The organism is Micromonospora sp. WMMD1082 (assembly GCF_029626175.1).
In the GTDB taxonomy this organism is placed as follows: Bacteria; Actinomycetota; Actinomycetes; order Mycobacteriales; family Micromonosporaceae; genus Micromonospora.
Window position 1 is genome coordinate 5,022,470 of record NZ_JARUBM010000002.1, and the last position, 19,005, is coordinate 5,041,474.

At 74.2% G+C, this 19,005-nt stretch carries 20 protein-coding genes; 9 read left to right on the forward strand and 11 right to left on the reverse strand.

Annotated features, from left to right (window positions below; translation table 11 throughout):
* Positions 1-35: 35 nt before the first annotated feature.
* On the reverse strand, positions 36-1,160 hold the full coding sequence (locus tag O7615_RS23150) for a lytic polysaccharide monooxygenase (protein ID WP_278179894.1): 1,125 nt from the start codon (positions 1,158-1,160) through the stop codon (positions 36-38).
* A gap of 397 nt (positions 1,161-1,557) precedes the next feature.
* Here O7615_RS23150 and O7615_RS23155 point away from each other — a divergent pair, with 397 nt between their 5' ends.
* Entirely contained in the window at positions 1,558-2,493 is a 936-nt protein-coding gene (locus tag O7615_RS23155) for a PfkB family carbohydrate kinase (RefSeq protein WP_278179895.1), read from the forward strand.
* A gap of 39 nt (positions 2,494-2,532) precedes the next feature.
* On the opposite strand, the gene O7615_RS23160 is transcribed toward O7615_RS23155, so the two are convergent.
* Positions 2,533-3,369, reverse strand: a complete 837-nt coding sequence (locus O7615_RS23160; protein WP_278179896.1) for an MBL fold metallo-hydrolase — start codon at positions 3,367-3,369, stop codon at positions 2,533-2,535.
* Entirely contained in the window at positions 3,366-3,770 is a 405-nt protein-coding gene (locus O7615_RS23165) for a hotdog domain-containing protein (RefSeq protein ID WP_278179897.1), read from the reverse strand. Before O7615_RS23165 ends, O7615_RS23160 begins: the two co-directional genes overlap by 4 nt.
* 113 nt (positions 3,771-3,883) lie before the next feature.
* Here O7615_RS23165 and O7615_RS23170 point away from each other — a divergent pair, with 113 nt between their 5' ends.
* Complete coding sequence (locus tag O7615_RS23170; protein ID WP_278179898.1) at positions 3,884-4,912, forward strand: phosphatase PAP2 family protein; 1,029 nt, start codon at positions 3,884-3,886, stop codon at positions 4,910-4,912.
* Between the two features lie 51 nt (positions 4,913-4,963).
* Here O7615_RS23170 and O7615_RS23175 read toward each other — a convergent pair whose 3' ends face one another.
* The 3 genes from O7615_RS23175 to O7615_RS23185 all read right to left on the reverse strand — a co-directional run bounded on the left by O7615_RS23175 (position 4,964) and on the right by O7615_RS23185 (position 7,274).
* The gene (locus tag O7615_RS23175) at positions 4,964-6,289 is read right to left on the reverse strand and encodes a PH domain-containing protein (protein ID WP_278182202.1); all 1,326 of its coding nucleotides are present in this window, start codon (positions 6,287-6,289) and stop codon (positions 4,964-4,966) included.
* A gap of 233 nt (positions 6,290-6,522) precedes the next feature.
* Positions 6,523-7,059, reverse strand: coding sequence for a PH domain-containing protein (locus tag O7615_RS23180; RefSeq protein ID WP_278179899.1), 537 nt, complete (start codon positions 7,057-7,059; stop codon positions 6,523-6,525).
* Entirely contained in the window at positions 7,056-7,274 is a 219-nt protein-coding gene (locus O7615_RS23185) for a hypothetical protein (RefSeq protein WP_278179900.1), read from the reverse strand. Before O7615_RS23185 ends, O7615_RS23180 begins: the two co-directional genes overlap by 4 nt.
* Before the next feature lie 237 nt (positions 7,275-7,511).
* Between O7615_RS23185 and O7615_RS23190 the strand changes: the two genes are divergently transcribed.
* Genes O7615_RS23190 through O7615_RS23200 form a run of 3 tightly spaced genes read left to right on the forward strand, consistent with a single transcriptional unit; the run spans position 7,512 to position 10,566 of the window.
* On the forward strand, positions 7,512-8,618 hold the full coding sequence (locus O7615_RS23190; RefSeq protein ID WP_278179901.1) for a MoxR family ATPase: 1,107 nt from the start codon (positions 7,512-7,514) through the stop codon (positions 8,616-8,618).
* Positions 8,615-9,619 (forward strand): DUF58 domain-containing protein, encoded by a 1,005-nt coding sequence (locus O7615_RS23195; protein WP_278179902.1) that lies wholly within the window; start codon positions 8,615-8,617, stop codon positions 9,617-9,619. The genes O7615_RS23190 and O7615_RS23195 overlap by 4 nt, the downstream gene beginning before the upstream one ends.
* Positions 9,616-10,566 carry a VWA domain-containing protein gene (locus O7615_RS23200; protein ID WP_278179903.1) on the forward strand — a complete coding sequence of 317 codons (951 nt, stop codon included), beginning with the start codon at positions 9,616-9,618 and terminating at the stop codon, positions 10,564-10,566. Before O7615_RS23195 ends, O7615_RS23200 begins: the two co-directional genes overlap by 4 nt.
* A 106-nt stretch (positions 10,567-10,672) precedes the next feature.
* Here the strand turns inward: O7615_RS23200 and O7615_RS23205 are convergent, their stop codons facing one another.
* From O7615_RS23205 to O7615_RS23225, 5 genes are all read right to left on the reverse strand, one after another.
* Positions 10,673-10,828 (reverse strand): hypothetical protein, encoded by a 156-nt coding sequence (locus tag O7615_RS23205; RefSeq protein ID WP_278179904.1) that lies wholly within the window; start codon positions 10,826-10,828, stop codon positions 10,673-10,675.
* A 298-nt stretch (positions 10,829-11,126) separates the two neighbouring features.
* Positions 11,127-12,269, reverse strand: a complete 1,143-nt coding sequence (locus tag O7615_RS23210; RefSeq protein WP_278179905.1) for an acyltransferase — start codon at positions 12,267-12,269, stop codon at positions 11,127-11,129.
* A complete protein-coding gene (locus tag O7615_RS23215; RefSeq protein ID WP_278179906.1) occupies positions 12,266-13,264 on the reverse strand; it encodes an alpha/beta hydrolase in 999 nt (332 codons plus the stop codon). The genes O7615_RS23210 and O7615_RS23215 overlap by 4 nt, the downstream gene beginning before the upstream one ends.
* Before the next feature lie 98 nt (positions 13,265-13,362).
* The gene (locus O7615_RS23220; RefSeq protein WP_278179907.1) at positions 13,363-14,025 is read right to left on the reverse strand and encodes a response regulator transcription factor; all 663 of its coding nucleotides are present in this window, start codon (positions 14,023-14,025) and stop codon (positions 13,363-13,365) included.
* Positions 14,022-15,365, reverse strand: coding sequence for a histidine kinase (locus O7615_RS23225; protein ID WP_278179908.1), 1,344 nt, complete (start codon positions 15,363-15,365; stop codon positions 14,022-14,024). Before O7615_RS23225 ends, O7615_RS23220 begins: the two co-directional genes overlap by 4 nt.
* A gap of 152 nt (positions 15,366-15,517) precedes the next feature.
* Between O7615_RS23225 and fabG the strand changes: the two genes are divergently transcribed.
* From fabG to O7615_RS23245, 4 genes are all read left to right on the forward strand, one after another.
* Positions 15,518-16,222 (forward strand): 3-oxoacyl-ACP reductase FabG, encoded by a 705-nt coding sequence (gene fabG / locus O7615_RS23230; protein ID WP_278179909.1) that lies wholly within the window; start codon positions 15,518-15,520, stop codon positions 16,220-16,222.
* Between the two features lie 23 nt (positions 16,223-16,245).
* Positions 16,246-17,013: an enoyl-ACP reductase FabI gene (gene fabI / locus O7615_RS23235; RefSeq protein WP_278182203.1), complete on the forward strand. Its 768-nt coding sequence runs from the start codon at positions 16,246-16,248 to the stop codon at positions 17,011-17,013.
* 96 nt (positions 17,014-17,109) lie between these two features.
* Positions 17,110-18,141 carry a ferrochelatase gene (locus O7615_RS23240; protein WP_278179910.1) on the forward strand — a complete coding sequence of 344 codons (1,032 nt, stop codon included), beginning with the start codon at positions 17,110-17,112 and terminating at the stop codon, positions 18,139-18,141.
* 64 nt (positions 18,142-18,205) lie between these two features.
* Entirely contained in the window at positions 18,206-18,985 is a 780-nt protein-coding gene (locus O7615_RS23245; protein WP_278179911.1) for an HAD-IIA family hydrolase, read from the forward strand.
* Positions 18,986-19,005 lie beyond the last annotated feature (20 nt).

Sequence of the window (19,005 nt, forward strand, 5' to 3'; positions counted from 1 at the left end):
GGCCCCGGGCGGGGCCCCCTTCGTGGTGCTGGTGGTCAGCTGCGGGCGCAGGTGACCGTGGGGGTTGAGCTGCTGCCGCTGGCGAGGAAGCCGAACGTGGTACTGCCGTTGGCTGCCAGGTTGCCGTTGTGCGACGCGTTGCGGGCCGTCACCGACGATCCGGAGGTGGTCTGGCTCGCGTTCCAGACCTGGCTGATCTGTTGACCACTGGGCCAGGTCCAGCTCGCGGTCCAGCCGGTCAACGCCGTAGTGCCGGTGTTCCTGATCGCGACCTCGGCCTGGAACCCACCGGACCAGCTGTTGGTCACCGTGAAGGTGGCCGTGCAGCCACCGCTGTTCCCCGGCGGCGGGGTCGTCGGCGCCGGAGTGGTGGGCGGCGGGTTGGTCGGCGGCGGGGTCGTGGGCGGCGGGTTGGTGGGCGGCGGGGTGGTGGGCGGCGGGTTGCTGCCACCCGAGCCGATGCCGGTCACCTCGCCGTTGCCGCCGTCGAAGACCACGTCGGAGCAGCCGAAGAAGTTCTCCTGGCTGTCCGAGCGGACCCACCGGGAGTAGATGATGTGCCGGCCGCTCTTGCCCGACGGCAGGTTCCCGGTGAAGTAGTAGTGACCGTCGTTGGTGCCGACCGCCCCGCGCTGCGGCGGGTTGGTCACCGTGAGGAACGGCTGCGCCTCCAGGTCACTCCAGGCCAGCGCGCGGGTCGGGCTCCAGCTGTCCCGCGTCACGTAGAAGTAGAACGTGCCGGGGTGGTGGGCCCAGTTGCTGTACCGGAACTCGATCGACCGGCCGGCGGTCAGGTGGGTCAGCGGCCAGTCGGTACGGGCCAGGTCGTAGCCGCGGAAGCTGCTGCTGCCACCGCTGCACAGCTGGCCGTCGGGGATGAAGCCGGTGGTCCGGCCGGCGGCGTCCGAGCGCAGCACGCTGAACCAGTTGTAGAGCGAGTTCGTCCCGCTCTGGGCGACGGCGGCCGCGCAGGCCGGGTTGTTCGGCCTGATCTCACCGGTGGGAGAGAGGCCGTCGCGCCAACAGAGGAAGGTACGCGCGCCCGGCGTCATCGCCGCGCCGTGCGCGGCGGCCGGGTCGGACTTGGCGGTCACGAAGACCGCGCTCGCGAGGAGGGTGAGGGCCGCGGTTAGTAAGACGGCCAAACGAGGACGGTGCACGGGTTCTCCTGACTTGCGGGGCCCATCGTGTGATGGCGCCCCGCCGGAACATGCGGGATGGCGGGAAGAGCCGCCCCGCTGCTGCGGGCGGATGCGACGCCGCGGCTACCTGCGGAAGGGGACGGATGACCCAACCGGCGCGGTGCCGCCAGCGGTCTGTCGACGCGTGAATGCCCTCGCGTGATGTGAACCCGGCGCCGGTGGCGCGCAGCCCCGCGCCACCCGGCAGCACCATCCCAACATGCCGCGCCGCGCCGACGCAATAGCCATCTCTCGATGTGCGAGACGAACCCGGCTCGCCATCGCCATCGCCGCGCCAATACCGTGGCTTGCGCGCCCGGCGTACACCCGCTGTGCCAGCCTGGGCATCACGGACGGCCGACGGAGGGACCTGACGATGGGATACGCGGTGGTGCTCGGCGAGGCGCTGGTGGACCTGCTCGATACCGAATGCGGCGGCGCACCCGTCTATCGCCAGGCCATCGGCGGCGGCCCGCTGAACGTCGCCGTCGGCATCGCCCGGCTCGGTGCCGCCGCGCAGTTCGTCGGGTCGCTCGGCGACGACGCGCTCGCCGGTCGGATCCGCGACTTCCTCGCCGCGGAGCGGGTGGGGCTGGCCGGGACGGTCACCGCCGCGGTGCCGACCACGCTGGCCGTGGCCACCTTCGCGGGAGCGGAGCCGGACTTCCGCTTCTACGGCGACCCGCCCTCCTACTCGCTGCTCACCCCCGACGACGTCGACGTCGCCCTGGTCGAGGGCGCCGACGTGCTCTACTGCGGCTCGATCGTGCTGCTGGCGCCGGCGACGCTGGCCGCCGCCCGGCGGGCCTGGTCGCTGGCCCGGGGGTTGCGGGTGTTCGACCCCAACGTCCGGCCCCGGCTGCTCGCCGGCCCCGAGGCGCTGGCCGGGCTGCGCGGGGTGGTCGCCGAGTTCGCCGCGGGCGCGCACCTGGTCAAACTCAGCACCGCCGACGCGGAACTGCTCTACCCGGGCGAGCCGGTCGAGTCGGTGGCGGCGTACCTGCGGGAGCTGGGCGCGGCGACCGTCGTGGTCACCCTGGGTGCCGCCGGCGCGGTGGTCGCCGCCGCCGGTGCCGATCCGGTACGCGTACCCGCCCCGAAGGTCGACGCCGTCGACGCCACCGGTGCGGGTGACTCGGTGATGGCCGCCCTCGTCGCCGACCTGCTGACCGACGGCGAGCCGGTCGAGCCGGCCGGCTGGCACGAGCGGGTCGCCTTCGCGCTGCGGGTCGCCGGGCTCGTCTGCGAGCGTCCCGGGGGAGCGGTCGCCATGCCCACCCGCGCCGAGGTGCGCCAGCGCTTCAGCGGCTGACCGCCGGGCGCCCGCCCCCGGGTGCCGCGCGCCGCCGGGTCAGGCGCTGCCGTCCAGTTCGGCGTAGCCGCGCCGGGCGGCGGCCAGCACGTGGCGCGCCGGGAACGGGCCGCCGGCGGCGACCCGCTCGGGCGGGGCACCGGCGGTGTGCCCGGCCCGGATCAGCCAGGCCAGCTCGACCAGGTGGGTGTGCTGCGCCCGGACGAACTCCGCGTCGACCGGGTCGCCGTGCCCGGGGACCACCACCGTGGCCGGTGACATGGAGCGCAGCAGCTCGGCCAGCGCGTCGGGCCACTGCAACGGGTAGGAGTCCTCGAAGGCCGGCGGCCCGGCCTGCTCGACCAGGTCGCCGGCGACCAGCAGGTCGGCGTCGGGCACCTGCACGACCAGGTCGGCGTCGGTGTGGCCCCGGCCGGGGTGGCGCAGCACCACCCGCCGGCCGCCGACGTCGAGGGTGGCCTCGGTACGCACCGTGTGGTTGGGCGCCAGCAGCGCGGTGCCGGCCAGCTCGGCGGCGAGTTCCGGATGCCCGTCGTGCAGTTCCGCGTACGCCTCCCGGCGTAGCCGGTCCGCCTCGTCGCGGAGCGCGGCGGCGGCCAGCTCGTGCGCCCAGACCGGGCGGGGCGGGTCACCGGCGAGGGTGGCGTTGCCGAAGCAGTGATCGAAGTGGTGGTGCGTGTTCACCAGCGTCAGTGGATCGGTGGTGACGGCACGTACGGCGGCGGCCAGCTCGACCGCCTGCCCGGCGGTGGAGAGCGTGTCGACCAGCAGCGCCGCACCGTCGCCGAGGACCAGGGTGACGTTGACCGCGAGCAGCGGCTCGCGCAGCACGAGCACCCGGTCGGCGACCTCGACGAACCGCCCGGTCGTCGTCATGACGGCGCCCCGGCGCGCTCGACGAACCGGTGCCGGTCGACCAGGACCCGCTCCACCCGACCCTCGGCGACGGTCTGCCCGCCGTCGGTGACGGCGACCTCGAACACCAGCCGACGCCGGTCGATCGTGGCCAGCCGGGCCTGCGCCGACACCGTACGACCCACCGGGGTCGCGGCCCGGTGCTCCAGCTCCACCCGGGTGCCCACGGTGGTCGACCCGGCGGGCAGGTGGCGGGCGGTGGCCGCCACGGTCGCCGCCTCGGCCAGCGCGAGCACCCGCGGGGTGCCGAGCACCGGCACGTCGCCGGAGCCGATCGCCTGGGCGGTGTCGGCGTCGGTGACGGTCAACTCGACCCGGGCGGCCAGGCCCGGCGTCAGGGCGTGATCCGGCTGCTCCTGCATGGCCACAGCGTAGGTGTTCGCCGGGACCGGGGCGACGCGGCCGGTCAGATGCGCATCCTCCTGCGTGGGGCGGCGCGTGGCCCGCCGTTAACCTTGTCCTAACCTTGTCCGCGATGCCTGCCGTGACCGACCCCCAGCCCCCGGCCCCGACCGAGCCACCCGCCCCGCTCGACGGCGGGCGTCGCCGTGTGATCGCGATGTCGGTCTGGAGCGTCGCCTTCGTGGCGGGCTGGCTCGTCATCGGCCTGCCCACCGACCCGGTGTACGCGTTCTTCTGGATCTGGGCCGGGACCATAGCCTGGAACTCCGCCCGCCCGTGGCGCAGCCACCTGCGCTTCGCCCGGGACTGGGTGCCGGTGGTGTTGCTGCTGGTCGCGTACAACCTCTCCCGCGGCTTCGCCTACCACGACGGGACGGTTCCGCACGCGTACGAGTTGATCCTGGCGGACCGGCTGATGTTCGGCTGGGCCATGGACGGGCAGGTGCCGACCGTCTGGTTGCAGCAGCACCTGTACCAGCCCGAGGTGCGGTGGTGGGACGTCCTCGTCAGCTGGGTGTACTTCTCGCACTTCGTGGCGGCGCTGGCCGCCGCCGCGGTGCTCTGGATGCGCGAGCGCAGCCGGTGGGCGGCGTTCATGCGCCGGTGGTTCTTCCTCTGCGCCACCGGCCTGGTCACCTACTACCTCTACCCGGCCGCGCCGCCCTGGTGGGCGGCGCAGAACGGCCTGCTGGAGGAGGTCGCCCGGATCTCCACCCGGGGGTGGCGGGCGTTCGGCATGCACGGCGCCGGGAACCTGCTCAACGCCGGTCAGCTGGCCTCGAACCCGGTGGCCGCGATGCCGTCGCTGCACACCGCGTTCGCGCTCTTCGTGGTGCTGTTCTTCCTGCGCGGGATCCGGCGTCGCTGGTGGCCGCTGCTGCTGGCCTACCCGCTGGCGATGACCTTCACGCTGGTCTACAGCGGCGAGCACTACGTGATCGACGTGCTGGTCGGCTGGGCGTACGTCGGGATGACCTTCCTGGCCGTCGGCCTGGCCGAACGATGGTGGGCCCGGCGCAGGGCCCGCCGCGCCCCGGCCGACCCACCGGCCGGCGCGGCGGCGACGCCGGCCGAGCCACCCGCCGTCCCGGCAACCCGCTGACCCGCACGATCCAGCGGATCGGGCGGACCCAGCCCGCCGGCGGGCGGGCGGTCAGTGGTGCCGGCGGGCGGCCCGGCCCCGGGCGGTCAGCTCCGCCGCCAGCGCCCAGGCGTCGGCGAGATCCCGGTCGACCGCGGCCGCGCCGGCACCGCCAGCCGTGTCGGCGTGCACGGTGGCCAAGCCGAGCAGGCGCTGCACCGGCCCCTGCACCACCCGCACGCTCTGCAGGCGGGCGTACGGCACGATCGTCAGCTGGCGGGTGAGCAGACCGGAGCGTACGGCGAACACCTCGTCGGTCAGGCCGGCCCCGAGCACCTGGCGGCTCAGCGGGTTGACCCAGCGGGCCCGGGCCGGCGGCGGCTGCAGCGGCAACGACTCTAGGGTGACCCCGGGCAGCACCACCGCGAGGATCGCGTCGCCGGTCGGCCGGTCGCCGACGGGCAGCAGCCGGTCCGGCCGGTTGCGCTGGTCGGCCTCGCCGGCGGCGTAACCCGCCACCTCCAGGCGCATCCGCAGCCAGCCCTTCATCCGCCAGAGCAGCGGCCAGGTCACGCCCACGGTCTGCACCCGGTGCAGCGGTACCGTCTGCACCCTGGTCTCCAGCAGGCCGTTGCGGATCCGCAGCCGGTCGTCGTCGCGGGCGAGCTGGAACCGCCAGTCGTCGAGCACCCGGCGGATGGGTTGCAACAGGATGCCCGCCATCGCGGTGAGCGTGCTGGCCACCGCGATGAACGACCACGTGCCTTCCGACAGGAACTGCGTCGCCACGAAGGCCACGCCGAACGGCAGCAGGAAGGCCTGCGGGGTGAGTAATTGGCTGATCAGCAGGTCCCGGTTGCTGACCGCGTGCAACGGCCGGCCGACCGGCGCGCCGGTCTCCCCACCGGCGCCCGGCACGTGTGTCCCCGGCGGCTGCGTCCCCGGTGCCGCGTCCGTCGGTCGGCCCGGTGCGGCGGTGGCCGGCCGGCCCGCGAGCGTCAGCAGCCGCTGCCGCAGCGCCGACGCCTCGGCGACGCTGAGGTACGCCAGCGGTGCCTCGGTCTTGCCGCCGCCGACCACCTCCAGCCGCAGTTCCGCCAGGCCGGTGAGCTGGGCGAGCAGCGGCCGGACCACCTCGACGGCCTGGAGCCGTTCCAGCGGGATCGCCCGGGTGCGCCGCCACAGCAGCCCCTCGTGGATGCGCAGTTCCCGGCCCACCACCTGGTATCCGGTGTTGTACCAGCTGACCACGGCCAGCACGCTCGCGCCGAGCGCGAGCACGATCACCATCGCCACGAACCAGCCGAACCCGACCCGGGACAACGTCGACCAGGACAGCCCGGCGATGACCACCACCAGGGACTTCGCGCCGTGCAGGGCGGGACTCAACGGATGCAGTCGTTGCCGGGGCTGTTCGGCCGGCGGCGGGCCCGGCCACCCCGGCCAGGCATCGGGCGGATACGGCGAACCGGGCGGCTGCCCCGGCGGCCAACTCGCCCCCGGCGGCCAGGGCTGCGGTCCGGGATGTGGACCCGGTGGTGGCGCCTCGCCCGGCGCTTCCGTCGGCGGTGCGGGCGGTGGCCCGCCGGGAGCGGGTGAGGTGCGGTCCGGGCCCGAGCCGGCCGGGCCGCTCACAGCCCTTCCGCCCGGTCCTCGCCGAGCGCGGTGAGGCGGTCGCGCAGCCGGGACGCCTCGGCGGGACGCAGGCCCGGCACCCGGGCGTCACTCGCCGCGGCGGCCGTGTGCAACTGCACGGTGGCCAGGTCGAACGCCCGTTCCAGCGGACCGGCACTGACGTCGACGAACTGCATCCGGGAGTACGGAACGATGGACAGCCGGCGGACCAGCAGCCCGTGCCGGACCAGCAGGTCGTCCTCGCGTTCGGCGTAACCCCAGGCGCGTACCGCCCGGACGATGGTCACCGCCCGCCAGACGGCGAACAGCAGGACGCCGCCGAACCCCACCCCGAACGGCCAGGAGCCCGTCAGCGCCCAGCCGACGCCGAGCACACCCGCGACGACGGCCACGCCGACGGAGAGCCGCAGCAACTCCACCCAGATCAGGTCGGTCGAGATGGACTGCCACCGGACGGTGTCCGGCCACGGCTCGAGCGGGCTGGGCGGCGGGGCGGGGGCTGCCGGCAGGCCGCCCGGTGCGTCATCGTTCACCCTTCGAGCGTAGGCGATTCGGCCAGCGGGGCGACCTCACGCAGGAAGCCGCGTGCGGTGAGGAAATCGCCCAGAGACGCGCGGTGCGGGTCGCAGGCAAGCCAGGTCTTGCGCCGCTCGGGCGGGTGCAGGCGGGGATTGTTCCAGCGCAGTGCCCACCCGGCCGGGGCGCGGCATCCGCGGGCCGAACAGATCAGGGCCTCGGTGTCGTTCATCCCGGCCAGTCTAGGGCGGCGGGGAGAGAGTGAGCGCCGGGCGGCCACGGGGGAAGCCGCCCGGCGACGGATGAATGGTACACACGCCGGGGCCGCTCCTGTCCACTGGTGATTGGCGATTCGTCTGTCGCGCAACGGCGTGGCGAAAATCGGTCGCTCCCTCCGTCGGCACTCAGTCGGGCATGCGAGGCTAAGTACCGCACACGCCGCGACGACCGATCACGCTGTGGAGGACCAGTGGCCCAGCCGACCACGCCCGACGCCCCGACGCCGAACGGGGCGCAACCGCAGGCGCCCGCGCCGCCGAGCACCCCGGCCCAGGACGCCACCCTGCTGGAGCGGGCGCTGTTCGAGACCAAGCGGGTGATCGTCGGGCAGGACCGGATGGTCGAGCGGATGTTCGTCGCGCTGCTCGCCCGGGGGCACTGCCTGCTGGAGGGCGTACCGGGGGTGGCCAAGACGCTCGCGGTGGAGACCCTCGCCAAGGTGGTCGGCGGGTCCTTCGCCCGGGTGCAGTTCACCCCGGACCTGGTGCCGGCCGACATCATGGGCACCCGGATCTACCGGCAGTCCAGCGAGAAGTTCGACGTGGAGCTGGGCCCGGTCTTCGTCAACTTCCTGCTCGCCGACGAGATCAACCGCGCGCCGGCGAAGGTGCAGTCGGCGCTGCTGGAGGTGATGAGCGAGCGCCAGGTCTCGATCGGGGGCGAGAGCCACCGGGTGCCGAACCCGTTCCTGGTGATGGCGACGCAGAACCCGATCGAGCAGGAGGGGGTCTATCCGCTGCCGGAGGCGCAGCGGGACCGGTTCCTGATGAAGATCATCGTGGGGTACCCGACCGACGCCGAGGAGCGGGAGATCGTCTACCGGATGGGCGTGACGCCGCCCGAGCCCACCGCGGTGTTCGACACCGAGGATCTGATCGCCCTGCAGCAGAAGGCCGACCAGGTCTTCGTGCACAACGCCCTGGTCGACTACGCGGTCCGACTGGTGCTGGCCACGCGTACGCCGGCCGAACACGGCATGCCCGACGTCGCGCAACTGATCCAGTACGGCGCCAGCCCACGGGCCTCGCTCGGGCTGGTCCGGGCGAGCCGGGCGCTGGCGCTGCTACGCGGGCGCGACTACGCCCTGCCACAGGACGTGCAGGACATCGCGCCGGACATCCTGCGGCACCGGCTGGTGCTCAGCTACGACGCGCTCGCCGACGACGTGCCGGCCGACCACGTGGTGCACCGGGTGATGTCGACCATCCCGCTGCCGTCGGTGGCACCCCGGCAACAGGCCACGCCGCCGACCGGCGCCGTGGCACCGACCCCGGGGTGGCCCGGGCAGCGGCCGTGACCTCGACCACCCCTCGACCCGGCGGTCCGGACCGCCCCGCGGTGGCGGCCACCCACCGTTCCGACGCGGTGCTGTCCCGGCTGCAACTGCTGGTCACCCGCAAGCTCGACGGCCTGTTGCAGGGCGACTACGCCGGCCTGCTGCCCGGGCCGGGCAGCGAGGCGGGGGAGTCACGGGAGTACCGCCCCGGCGACGACGTGCGCCGGATGGACTGGCCGGTAACCGCCCGCACCACCACGCCGCACGTGCGGCGTACGGTGGCCGACCGTGAGCTGGAGACGTGGCTGGCGGTGGACCTCTCGGCGAGCCTGGACTTCGGCACCGGGCGGTGGCTCAAGCGGGACGTGGTGGTCGCGGCGGCGGCAGCGATCACCCACCTGACCGTGCGGGGCGGCAACCGGATCGGCGCGGTCGTCGGCAGCGGCGGCGACGCCCCGGTGCCCCGGCGTGGCCGGCGGGGAACACCGCCGGTGGCCGGCCCGGGTCGCCTGGTCCGGCTGCCCGCCCGGTCCGGGCGCAAGGAGGCACAGGGCATGCTGCGCGCCATCGCCGGCACCGAGATCCGGCCGGGTCGCGGTGATCTCGGCGCGCTGGTCGACATGCTCAACCGCCCGCCCCGGCGGCGCGGTGTCGCGGTGGTCATCTCCGACTTCCTCGCCCCGGTGGCGCAGTGGGAGCGTCCGCTGCGCAAGCTGCGGGTGCGGCACGATCTGCTCGCGGTCGAGGTGGTCGACCCGCGGGAGCTGGAACTGCCCGACGTGGGGGTGCTCCCGGTGGTCGACCCGGAGACCGGCGAGTTGCACGAGGTGCAGACCGCCGACCCGGGCCTACGGCACCGCTACGCGGCGGCCGCCACCGCCCAGCGCGCGGAGATCTCCGCCGCGTTGCGCGCCGCCGGCGCCGGCCACCTGCGACTGCGTACGGACCGAGACTGGCTGCTGGACATGGTGCGCTTCGTGGCCGCGCAGCGGCACGCCCGCACCCGGGGGACGACACGATGATCCGACTGCTGCAACCGTGGTGGCTGCTGGCCGTGCTGCCGGTGCTCGCCCTCGCCGCGCTGTACGTCTGGCGGCAGCTGCGCCGCCGGGAGTACGCGATGCGGTTCACCAACGTGGACCTGCTGCGTACCGTGGCGCCGAAGGGTCTGGGCTGGCGGCGGCACGTGCCGGCGGCCGCGTTCCTGCTGGCCCTGCTGGTGCTGGCCGGCGCGCTCGCCCGGCCCGCGATGGACACCCGGGAGCCGTTGGAGCGGGCCACCATCATGCTGGCCATCGACGTGTCGCTGTCCATGCAGGCCGACGACGTGGCACCGAACCGGCTGGAGGCCGCTCAGGAGGCAGCCAAGCAGTTCGTGGCCGAGCTGCCCGAGACGTACAACGTGGGGCTGGTCTCGTTCGCCAAGTCGGCCAACGTGCTGGTGCCGCCGACCAAGGACCGGCCGGCGGTGACCAGCGCCATCGACGGGCTGGTGCTGGCCGAGGCGACGGCGACCGGCGAGGCGGTCTTCACCTGCCTGGAGGCGATCCGCTCGGTGCCGGCCGACGGCGCGTCGGGCATCCCGCCGGCCCGGATCGTGCTGCTGTCGGACGGCTACCGCACGGCCGGGCGCTCGGTGGAGGAGGCGGCCGCGGCGGCGCAGGCGGCGAACGTGCCGGTCTCCACCATCGCCTTCGGCACCGATTCCGGCCACGTCGACATCGGCGGTCAGCTGCAGCGGGTGCCGGTGGACCGGCTCGCCCTCGCGGATCTGGCCGAGACCACCGAAGGCTTCTTCTACGAGGCGGCCACGGTGAGCGAGCTGAAGCAGGTGTACCAGGACATGGGCAGCTCGATCGGGTTCCGCACCGAACCCCGGGAGATCACCCAGTGGTACGCCGGCATCGCCCTGCTGCTGGCCCTCTGCGCCGGCGCCCTCAGCCTCCTCTGGTCCCCCCGCCTCCTCTAACGCCCCACCCCACCCCGCCTCCAGCCGCGTTGATCATGAGGTTAGCGGGGAGTTTGATCTCTAAAACCCTCGCTAACCTCATGATCAACGCGAACTCTGGTGGGGGTCAGTGGTTGGCGCTGGCTAGGACGAAGAGGACGGCTACCCAGACGGCGGCGAGGGTGAAGCCCAGCGGGGCGACGTAGCGGCTCATGACGGCTCCGACGGTGGCGACTCGGCGGCCCGGGGCAGGGCGGACCGCAGGGGGCGGAACAGGACGCACACACGAAGTCGTGACCGGACGGCTTCCGGTCGCACCCGCCCGCTCGGCCACCCCGACTCGGGTGCCGGGGTGCGGGGGTGGGGCGCGGGAGCGGGGCCAGCTCAGGCGGAGCGCAGCTCAGCGTGGCTGGCGATCGGCCCGGCCACGACTGGGAGGATCGCTATCTGGCACAGCGATCACCTCCTGGGGTCGGGTTCCGGGCGGCACGGGCCGCCGGGCGACCCGCAAACGCTGATCATCGTACACCCGGCGCGCGGGATCGACGCACTCGGCCGAGCGGCCCACGGAGCGTCGCCGTTCATCCGCCGGCGGCGGGCTGGCCGGCGATGGTGCGGGCCGTCGTCGGTCGATGATCTTGTGGTCTGGGATCGCGTCGCCGCACCAGGCCCAGCAGGACCACGGTGAGCACCGGCAGCCAGCCGAGCCGGGCCAGCAGCCAGGCCGGGCCGTCGGGGCTGGTGTGCAGCCCCGGCAGGGTGGCGCCGGCGTGGGTGGCGAGCGCGGCCACCCCGACCAGCACCGGCTGGTGCCAGAGATAGACGCGTACCGCGTGCCGGTTGACCTCGCCGACCAGCCGGCGGGGCAGCGGCCGGCGCAGCAGCCGGGTCAGCGCCGGCCGGGCCAGCAGGCCGAGACCGACCTGGGTCACCGCGAGCGCCACCACGAGCAGGGACGGTGGATCGAGATTGGACCGCCCGTCCCCGGGCACCCCGACCGCGCTGACCGGGTAACCGAGCGCGAGCACGGCCGCGAGTCCGGCGGCTCCGGTGGCGATCAGCCGCAACGCGTCCCGCCGTCCGCCCAGCCGGCCGTCGGCGTGGGCCAGTCCCAGCACGTACGGCACCGCCCAGGCCGCCAGCACGGACACCGGCGGCGGCCCGGTGCCGGCCGGCAGCAACCGGGCGGCCAGGTCGGCGGCGCCCACCACGGCCGCCGCCGCGACGGCGCAGCGCAGCGTGCCCCATCGGCGTACGGCGGCGCGCAGCGGGCGGGTGAGCGAGAGCAGGACGAGCAGCGGGGCCAGGAACCACAGCGGACTGATCGCCAGGGTCAGCGCCAGGGAGAGGGTGCGGTCCGGCACACCGGCGACGGAACCGGCCAGCAGTACGGCCGCGCCCGTGCCGAGCAGCGCCACCGCCGGCAGGACCAGCCGGCGCAACCGTCGGCCGAACCAGCCCGGGCCGGGGTGCCGGGCGGCCGAGCGGGCCGAGGCGTACCCGGCGGCGAAGAAGAACAGCCCGAGGGTCTGCAACACCCAGCTGGCCGGCGCCAGGGCCGGCATCGCGGTCAGCGGACTGGCCTGGCGCAGGGTGCCGTCGACGTCGAGTACCAGGCCGGTGACCAGCCAGTGGCCGAGCACCACCCCGACGACCGCGTACGCCCGCAACCCGTCGACGGCGGGGTCGCGGCGGGGACGCGCCCCGGCCCGGTCGCCGTTCACCGCCCGGCCCTCGCCGTCGCTCCGCCGCGCTGCGCCGCGCCCGCCGTGCCCGCGCCCGTGCCGCCAGCTCTCGTGATCGCCGCTTCCGGGTCGGACGTGCCGGCGACCGGCGCGGCCGGGTCGGTCGCGCCGTGCAGCACCACCGCCGCGACCGCGGCCAGGGTCGGCCCGGCGGGCAGGAGGTATCCGTCGTGTCCGGTGGCGGCGACCGGCAGCGGTCGCGCACCGAAGGACGGGTCGCCCGGCCGTACGCCGTGTCCCACCCCGGGCAGCCGTAGCTGCGGCACCCGGCGGATCCAGTCGTCCGGCGCCTCGGCCGCCCAGACGCGTACCCGGCCGAACCGGTCGGCGCGGTCCACGCCGACCCCCACGCCCCCGAGGGCGACCACGTCGGTGACCTGCGGCGGGGCGTCGACGGCGGCCAGCCCGACGACCAGCGCGCCGTAGCTGTGCCCGATCAGGGTGATCCGGGCGGTGGGCCGCTGCCCGGCCAGCGTCCGTAGCTGGCCGCCGAGGTCAGCGGCGCCCCGGCGGGCGCTGGCCGGGGTGGCCGCCGCGGCGACGCCGTCGGGCGGGTCGTAGCCGAGCCAGGCCAGGACCGCGACCCGGGCGTACGGATCGGCCGCGCGCACCGCAGCCTGCAGATCCCGGGCCTGCCGGGCGGGGGCACGCCGGGACACACCGCCCAGTCCACGGTCGAAGTCGGCCAGCCGGTTGCCCACACCGGGCACCAGGACGGCGATCCGGTCCGCGGTGGCGAGGTCGCCGAGCACCTCCACGGCCCGGCCGTCGCCGTCCGGGTCGAAGGTCAGGAACCGCCGCCCCTGGGCCGCCCAGCCGGCGTACGGCGTCCCGGCGGCGTCCATCGCGGCGGCGGTCGACGGGTACGCCTCGACGAAGCCCGCGGGCGCGGCGGGTGTTCCCGCCGGTGGCACCACCAGCCCGGCACCGAGCAACGCCGCGAGGCCCACCCGGAGGAGATCCCTGCACACCATGACCCGCTCCCTCCACACCGTCGAGGTGTGCAGCGTGCGTCCTCGGCCGGGCGCTCGACGTCAACCCGGGGAGCCGTTCCCGGCCCGCTACCCGGGTACTACTCCCCGGCGGCGACCAGCCCGGTCTCGTACGCGAGCACCACGGCCTGGGCGCGGTCGCGCAGCCGGAGCTTGGCCAGGATCCGGCCGACGTGGGTCTTGACGGTCTGCTCGGCGACGACCAGCTCGCCCGCGATCTCGGTGTTGGAGCGGCCTCGGGCGATCAGCCGCAGCACCTCGGTCTCGCGGGGGGTGAGCCCGGCGAGCGCGGTGGGTCGGTGCCGCTGGCGCTGCGGTCGGGCCGCGAACTCGGCGATCAGCCGGCGGGTGACGGTCGGGGCGAGCAGCGCGTCGCCGGCGGCGACCACCCGTACCGCGTGCACCAGGTCGGCGGCCGGTGCGTCCTTGAGCAGGAACCCGCTGGCACCGGCGCGCAGTGCCTCGTAGACGTAGTCGTCCAGGTCGAAGGTGGTGAGGATGAGCACCCGGGGCCGGTCGGCCGGCCGGTCGCCGAGCAGCTTGCGGGTCGCGGCGAGGCCGTCGAGCACCGGCATCCGCACATCCATCAGCACCACGTCCGGGTCGAGTCGGCGGGCCTCGGCGACCGCCTGGGCACCGTCGGCGGCGTCGCCGACCACCAGCAGGTCCGGCTGGGCGGCGAGGAGGGCGCCGAAGCCCTGCCGGACCATCGCCTGGTCGTCGGCGATCAGCACCCGGATCACGGCGCCCCTCCCATCCGCTCGTCGGCCCGTCCTGGCTCGCCGGGTCGGTCCGGGGCGCTCGGTCGGTCCGGGTCGTCGCGGGGCGCCGCGTCGGTGGGCAGCAGCGCCTCGATCGCGTAGCCACCTTCCGGGGTGGGACAGGCGGTGAAGCTGCCGCCGAGGGAAACGGCCCGTTCCCGCATGCCGGCCAGACCCTGCCCGCCACCGCGGGCGTCCGGTCCGGCCGGGCTGCCGCCGGCGGCGTTGTGCACGCGTACCGTCAGGACGCCGGCCCGGTCCCGCACCGTGACGCGCACCTCGGCGCCGGCCGCATGGCGGGCCGCGTTGGCCAGCCCTTCCTGGACGATGCGGTACGCGGCCAGCCCGACCGGTGCCGACGGCTCGGCGGCGACATCGGTGTCCAGGGTCACCGTCATGCCGGCCCGGTGGGCGGCGGCCACCAGCGCGGGCAGCTCGGCCAGGCCCGGCTGCGGGGCGGTCTGCGGATCCTCCGACTCGCTGCGCAGCACGCCCAGCAGCCGCCGCATGTCGGTCAGCGCCGCCCGGGCGGAATCGGCGATGGCGGCGAACTCGGCCCGGGCCGGGTCGGGTACGGCGGCGAGCCGGTACGGCGCGGTCTCCGCCTGCACGGCGATCATCGACATGTGGTGCGCGACGACGTCGTGCAGTTCCCGCGCGATGCGGGCGCGCTCCTCCAGCACCGCGCGCCGCGCCTTCTCCAACTCGCCGAGTTCCGCCTGCTCGGCGAGGGCCCGGCGGGTGAGCAGGTTGCCGCGCACCAGGTCCCCCACGATGAGCAGCACCACGAACAGCAGGCTGACGCCGACCTGGCTGCTCGGTGCCACGAAGATCCAGACCGGGATGAGGCTGAGCAGCCCGATCCAGGCCAGGACGGCCCGGTCGACCCGGGCGGCCACGACCGCGAGCACGACGAGGATGACCAGGACCTGGGTCGGGCTCCACGGCCAGGACTCGTACGCCACCGGGCTCACCACCACGGCGCCGTCCGTCGGCCGCCGGTTGAAGGTGCCGAACAACTGCCCGACGAGCATGATCCGCCAGGCCAGCAGCGGCCGGGTGAGCAGGACCGGCAGCGGTGCGACGGTGAGGAGCGCGATCACCCAGGCGGTGGCGACGGGCAGCTGGCGCGAGTCCAGCAGGAACTGCGCGGTGACCAGGGCCAGGCCGAGCAGGGCCAGCAGTCCGAGGGTCCGCAGGGCGGCGGCCGTGCGGGGCCGGGGTCGCAGCCGGGCCAGTGGCGGCCGGGTCGCGGGATAGTCCGGCCCGGCCACGACGCGGCGCAGGGCCGCGAGGGCGATACGGGCGGGACGGCGGTCCATTCCCCGCAGGGTAGTTCCGTCCGGTGTCGCCGTCGTGCACCCACGGGGTGATCACCCGGGTCGTACCCCGGTATGACGTGGGGCGGGTTAGTAATTACCGTCCGGTAGCGCCTAGTCTCCAACCCGCAGCGATCTTTGGGGGAGGACACACCGTGTCTCGAACAGTGCTGGTCACCGGCGGCAACCGTGGCATCGGTCTGGCCATCGCACGGGCCTTTGCCAAGCAGGGCGACCGGGTGGCGGTCACCCACCGGGGCAGCGGCGCGCCGGACGGGCTGTTCGGCGTGCAGTGCGACATCACCGACGCCGCGTCGGTGGACGCCGCCTTCACCGGCGTCGAGGCGGAACTCGGGCCGGTGGAGGTGCTGGTCGCCAACGCCGGGATCACCGACGACACGTTGCTGCTGCGGATGTCCGAGGAGCAGTTCACCCGGGTACTGGACACCAACCTGACCGGCGCGTACCGCTGCGCCAAGCGGGCCGCAACGAAGATGCTGCGGGCCAGGTGGGGGCGTATGATCTTCGTCTCCTCGGTGGTCGGCCTCTTCGGCGGCGCCGGCCAGGTCAACTACGCGGCGAGCAAGGCCGGGCTGGTCGGCGTGGCCCGATCAATCACCCGGGAGCTGGGCAGCCGCAACATCACCGCGAACGTGATCGCGCCCGGCTTCATCGAGACCGACATGACCGGCGCACTGTCGGAGCAGCGCAAGGCGGAGATCCTCAAGTCGATTCCGGCGGGCCGGATGGCCAGCCCGGAGGAGGTCGCCGCGGTGGTCACCTGGCTGGCCGCCGACAGCGCCGGTTACGTCTCCGGTGCCGTCATCCCGGTCGACGGTGGCTTGGGCATGGGCCACTGAGATAGCACGGAGGAATGAGCGTAATGTCTGGACTGCTGGCCGGTAAGCGGCTGCTCGTCACCGGCGTCATCACCGACGCCTCGATCGCCTTCTCGGTGGCGAAGCTCGCCCAGGAGAACGGCGCCCAGGTCGTGCTCACCGGCTACGGCCGGCTCTCGCTCGTGGAGCGGATCGCCAAGCGGCTGCCCGAGCCGGCTCCGGTGATCGAGCTGGACGTGACCAGCACCGAGCACCTCGCCGGGCTGGCCGACAAGGTCCGGGAGCACGTCGACGGCCTCGACGGGGTGGTGCACTCCATCGGCTTCGCGCCGCAGAGCTGCATCGGCGGCGGGTTCCTCGACGCCTCCTGGGAGGACGTGGCGACGGCGCTGCACGTCTCGACGTACTCCTACAAGTCCCTGGCCATCGCGGCGCTGCCGCTGATGTCGCCGGGCGGCGCGGTGGTCGGGCTGACCTTCGACGCCAGCCAGGCGTGGCAGGTCTACGACTGGATGGGCGTGGCCAAGGCCGGGCTGGAGTCCGTCTCCCGCTATGTCGCCCTGCACCTGGGCAAGCAGGGCATCCGCAGCAACCTGGTGGCCGCCGGTCCGCTGCGCACCATGGCCGCCAAGTCGATCCCCGGCTTCGAACAGTTCGAGGACGCCTGGACCAAGCGGGCTCCGCTGGGCTGGGATCTGACCGACCAGGAGCCGGCCGCCCGCGCCTGCCTGGCGCTGCTGTCGGACTGGTTCCCGGCCACCACCGGTGAGATCGTGCACGTCGACGGCGGCTTCCACGCCATCGGCGCCTAGCCGACTCTCACGCCTGGGCACCGCAGGCAGCCCTGTTAACGGCCGCGACCCGGGGGCGTTGCCGGGTCGCCGCCGGCCACCGGCAAGAATGGGCCCATGGGGTACGACGCGGTGGTGCTGGTCTCCTTCGGTGGCCCGGAGGGGCCGGACGACGTGCTGCCCTTCCTGCAGAACGTGACGCGGGGCCGGGGCATCCCGCCGCAGCGGCTGGCCGAGGTCGCCGAGCACTACCAGCACTTCGGCGGGGTGTCACCGATCAACCAGCAGTGCCGGGAACTGCTGGCGGCGGTCCGCGCGGACTTCGCCGCCCACGACCTCGACCTGCCGGTGTACTGGGGCAACCGGAACTGGAACCCGATGCTCGCCGACACCGTGGCGCAGATGCGCGACGACGGCGTACGGCGGGCGCTGGCGTTCGTCACCAGCGCCTTCGGCGGATACTCCTCCTGCCGGCAGTACCAGGAGGACATCACCGCCGCCCGGGCGGCGGTCGGCCCGGACGCCCCGGTGATCGAGAAGCTGCGCCAGTTCTGGGACCATCCCGGCTTCGTCGAGCCGCACGTCGACGCGGTACGCGCGGCGCTGGCCCAGCTCGACCCCGCGCTACGGGACAGCACCCGGCTCGTCTTCACCGCGCACTCCGTCCCGGTCTCGATGGCCGACAGCGCCGGCCCGCACGGCGGTCGATACACCGCCCAGCTCGCCGAGGCGACCCGGCTGGTGCACGCGGCGGCGGCCCCGGACCTGCCGTACGACCTGGTCTGGCAGAGCCGCTCCGGCCCGCCGCACGTGCCGTGGCTGGAGCCGGACGTCAACGACCACCTGGCCACGCTCGCCGGGCAGGGCGTGACCGCTGTGGTGGTCAGCCCGATCGGCTTCGTCTCCGACCACCTAGAGGTGGTGTGGGACCTCGACACCGAGGCACTGGACACGGCGAAACAGCTCGGCCTGGACTTCGTCCGCGCCGGCACGCCCGGCACCGACCCGCGTTTCGTGACCATGGTCCGGGAGCTGGTGCGGGAACGGATCGAGCCGGACGGGGCGGGCCGGCGTCGCCGCCTCGGCGAGCTGCCGATGTGGGACACCTGCCCCACGGTCTGCTGCGTCCCGCCCCGCCGCCCGGCCTGACCGCCGGTGCTGACCGCCCGTCCTGACTGTTCCGGCGACTCCGACACCCCTGGGAATGACGACCATGCATGACCGTAAACCCGTCGAGAGTTGGCTCACCGACATGGATGGCGTGCTGGTGCACGAGGGCCAGCCGGTGCCCGGCGCGCCGGAGTTCATCGCCCGGCTGCGTTCCTCCGGCAAGCCGTTCCTGGTGCTGACCAACAACTCCATCTACACCCCGCGAGACCTGCAGGCCCGGCTGGCCCGGATGGGTCTGGACGTGCCGGAGCAGGCGATCTGGTCGTCCGCCCTGGCCACCGGGCAGTTCCTGGCGGACCAGCGGCCGGGCGGCACCGCGTACGTGATCGGGGAGGCCGGGCTGACCACGGCCCTGCACGCGGTGGGCTACGTGCTCAGCGACTTCGCCCCCGACTACGTGGTGCTGGGGGAGACCCGTACCTACAGCTTCGAGGCGATCACCAAGGCGGTCCGGCTGATCAACGACGGGGCCCGGTTCATCTGCACCAACCCCGACGCCACCGGCCCGTCCGTCGAGGGTGCCCTGCCGGCCGCCGGCTCGGTCGCCGCGATGATCTCCAAGGCGACCGGCGTGGAGCCGTACTTCGTCGGCAAGCCGAACCCGATGATGATGCGTTCGGCCCTGAACACGATCAACGCGCACTCGGAGAGCACCGCGATGATCGGCGATCGGATGGACACCGACATCCTCTGCGGCCTGGAGGCCGGGCTGGAGACGGTCCTCGTGCTCACCGGGATCAGCACCCGCGCGGAGGCGGAACGCTACCCGTACCGGCCCTCCCGGATCGTCAACTCCGTCGCCGACCTGATCGACGAGGTCTGACCCCCGCGGCCCCCAGGGGG